Source organism: Actinoplanes sp. NPDC051633 (assembly GCF_040681735.1).
In the GTDB taxonomy this organism is placed as follows: Bacteria; Actinomycetota; Actinomycetes; order Mycobacteriales; family Micromonosporaceae; genus Actinoplanes.
In genome coordinates, this window is record NZ_JBFAZH010000950.1 from 1 (window position 1) to 3,046 (window position 3,046).

Consider the following 3,046-nt stretch of genomic DNA (forward strand, 5'->3'; position numbering starts at 1 on the left):
CGACGGCGATCGCGTTCACGACGTGGGCGTACGCACTGGCCCGCACGACGGCCGGCAAGCTCGGCGCCACCACGTACGTCGTGCCGGCGCTGGTCGTACTCATGTCGTGGCTGTTCCTCGACGAGGTGCCGGGATGGCTCACCCTGGCCGGCGGGGCGTTGTGCCTGGGCGGGGTAGCGCTGTCCCGCCGCCGAGGCGCTCGAGCACCAGCGCTAGCGGAGGCCACCCCTCCCGACCTCGGCGAGTCACCGCGTACGCCCTCAGCCGCGGCTCCGGACCGCTGAGCCGGACCAGCCGCACGCCGGGGTGGGTCGGTTGATCCGCGGGCAGCATGCCGACGCCGAGGCCGGCCACGATCAGGTCCTGCAGCAGCGTGAGGCTGTCGGCCTGGTGGGTGATCCGTGGCGTGAACCCGGCCAGGGAGGCGAGCGTGCGGACGACCGTCTCGTCGGCGACGTTGCGAGAGTTGACGATCCAGTCGTGGTCACGGAAGTCGGTGATGTGCTCGTCGCCGGCCGGGACGCCCAGCGACCACGGCGCCGACCAGAGCGGCCGGGCCTCCAGGGTCGGGTCGAAGGTGACCGGGGCCAGGTTGTAGTCGTAGGTCAGGGCGATGTCGATGTCGTCGCCGGCGAGCAGCGCGAACTGTTCGAACGGCTCGTGCTCCAGGACGCAGACGCGGACCGCCGGGTGGCTGTCCCTCAACCCGGCCACGACCGGCAGCAGCGAGCGGCGGATCGCGGTCGCGAAGCCGGACACCCGGACCGTGCCGGCCGGCTCCGCGCCGGGCCGTAGGTCGAGCCGGGCGGCGTCCACCGCGGCCAGGATCGTCACGCTGTGATCGGCCAGCCGGCGGCCCGCGGGGGTGAGCCGGATCCGGCGTCCGTCCGGCTCGATCAGGGTCGCGCCGACCTCCTTGGCCAGCACCGCGATCTGTTGCGACACCGTCGAGGTGGTGAGGTGCATCTCCTCGGCGACCGCGCGCATCGAGCCGAGCCGGGCCAGCTCGAGGAGTATTCGCAGGCGACGCGTTTCCACGCCGTCATTGTTCAGCATGCATGAACGGTGTGTCCATGATTATCACGTGGACACGAACGGTCGCGGGGGAGTGAACTGATCGCATGAGAAACAACGCCCGCGCCGGAGTCCTGCTGGCGACCGCCTCGATGATCCTGGTGCAGCTCGGCATCGCCGCCTCGGTCGGGCTGATCGATCAGATCGGGCCGGAGGGCGCCGCCTGGCTTCGGCTGGCGTGGGCGGGCCTGCTCCTGCCGCTGCTGGTGCGGCCGCGGCTGCGGGCGATCGGGCGGCGCGCGTTGCTCACCTGCGTCGCGCTGGGCGTGGTGACGGCCGGGATAACGATGCTGTTCATGGCGGCGGTGTCCCGGCTGCCGCTGGGCACGGCGAGCGCGCTGGAGTTCCTCGGGCCGCTGGGTGTGGCGGTGGCGCGCGGGAACCGCCGGGCGAAGTTGTGGGCGGCGCCGGCCGCGGTGGGCGTGCTGCTGCTGACCGAGCCGTGGCACGGCGGCGCCGACCCGCTGGGCGTGTTCTTCGCGCTGGCCGCGGCGGTGTGCTGGGCGGCGTACATCCTGCTGACGCAGCGGGTCGGCGACACGGTCGCGGGCTTCCAGGGCCTGGCCGTGTCGATGCCGGTGGCGGGCGTGGTGGCCACGATCGTGGCCGGCCCGTCGACCTTCGGGCACGTCACGTGGCAGCTGCTACTGGTCGGCGCCGGCCTCGCGCTGCTGCTGCCGGTGATCCCGTTCAGCCTGGAGCTGCTGGCGTTGCGCCGCCTGACGACGGCCGCCTTCGGCACGCTGATGGCGCTGGAGCCGGCCATCGCTCTGCTGATCGGCCTCGTCTTCCTGAGCCAGACGCCGAGCGTGGTGGCGGTGGCCGGGATCGCGTTCGTGGTCGCGGCCGGCATCGGCGCCGAACGCACGGGTGCGCGGCACCCTCGGCACGAGCCGGCGGGGGAGGGGAGCGGCGTCGCCGAGGAGTCGAGTGGCGGGCTTTCGAGTGTCGGCGCGGCTGAAGCGGGTAGCTGGGAGGTGACCCGGGAGACGTCGACGAATGTGAGGTGAGTGGCGTGGCCGTCGCCAAGACCGCCAAGAGCACCAAGGACCGGAAGAGCCGTAACGACACTCCGGACACCCCGGAGGTGAGCGAGAGCAAGATCGCCCGGATGAAGGTCGACGCTCTGCGCCGGAAGCTGAAGAGCAGGGGTGTCGAGGACACCGACGGTCTCAAGAAGCCCGATCTGGTGAAGAAGCTGATCAAAGTCGAGTTGCGCTCGGCCAAGGGCGGGCGGAAGAAGTCGGGCGGTGGCAACGAGACCCCGAACACGCCCGAGGTCAGCGAGAGCAAGATCGCTCGGATGAAGGCGTCCGACCTGCGGACCCGGCTGGCGAGGCGCGGCGTCAAGGGCACGGCCGACATGAAGAAGCCGGAGCTGGTCGAGAGGTTGGTGGACCTCCTCACCAAGAAGGCCGGGACGACCGGCAAGAAGTCCAGCAAGGCGACCGGAAAGAAGACGGCCGGGAAGACGACCGCGAAGAAGAGCGGCGGAGCGCGGGGCGGCAAGAACGAGTCGAGCGCCGTGCGGTACTCGCAGGAGATCACCTCTACTCAGGACCGGCCGGAACGGGACGGGCGGAGCCTGGTCACCACCGATCACGAGGTCATCCGGCGGTGGGCGAAGGCCCGCAAGGCGGTGCCGTCCACGGTGGCCGGCTCCCACCACGACGGCCATCTCGGCGTCCTGCGGTTCGACTTCCCCGGCTACTCCGGCGACCGGCTCGTCGAGGTGAGCTGGGCGGAGTGGTTCGAGGCGTTCGACAAGCGTGGCCTCAACTTCATCTACCAGGAGCGGCGCTCGGGCGGCGAACGCAGCAACTTCTTCCAGCTGGAGAACCCGAGCGAGTGAGTCGTGCGGGCGCCCCCCCCGCGCGGGGGGCCCCACCCCCGGCGCGCGGGGCGACAGCGGGCGGGCGCCCGGGTCCGCGGTGGGGAGATCGCACAGGAGTACACCCGGGCCCCGCACCAC

At 71.6% G+C, this 3,046-nt stretch carries 3 protein-coding genes and 1 pseudogene; 3 read left to right on the plus strand and 1 reads right to left on the minus strand.

All coding sequences use genetic code 11. The features are described from left to right. Nucleotides 1–35: 35 nt before the first annotated feature. A pseudogene (locus AB0M20_RS34995) lies at nt 36–125 on the plus strand (EamA family transporter); the annotation flags it as partial. Nucleotides 126–138: 13 nt separating this feature from the next. Here AB0M20_RS34995 and AB0M20_RS35000 read toward each other — a convergent pair. Then, complete coding sequence (locus tag AB0M20_RS35000; protein WP_364304725.1) at nt 139–1,056, minus strand: LysR family transcriptional regulator; 918 nt, start codon at nt 1,054–1,056, stop codon at nt 139–141. 65 nt (nt 1,057–1,121) lie between these two features. Between AB0M20_RS35000 and AB0M20_RS35005 the strand changes: the two genes are divergently transcribed. Beyond that, nucleotides 1,122–2,084 (plus strand): EamA family transporter, encoded by a 963-nt coding sequence (locus tag AB0M20_RS35005; RefSeq protein WP_364304727.1) that lies wholly within the window; start codon nt 1,122–1,124, stop codon nt 2,082–2,084. A 5-nt stretch (nt 2,085–2,089) separates the two neighbouring features. Beyond that, nucleotides 2,090–2,926: a hypothetical protein gene (locus AB0M20_RS35010; RefSeq protein ID WP_364304729.1), complete on the plus strand. Its 837-nt coding sequence runs from the start codon at nt 2,090–2,092 to the stop codon at nt 2,924–2,926. Nucleotides 2,927–3,046 lie beyond the last annotated feature (120 nt).

Coding starts and splice junctions, on each gene's coding strand:
- AB0M20_RS35005 (WP_364304727.1), top strand. CDS start 1,122: ATGAGAAACAACGCCCGCGCCGGAGTCCTGCTGGCGACCGCCTCGATG.
- AB0M20_RS35000 (WP_364304725.1), bottom strand. CDS start 1,056: ATGCTGAACAATGACGGCGTGGAAACGCGTCGCCTGCGAATACTCCTC.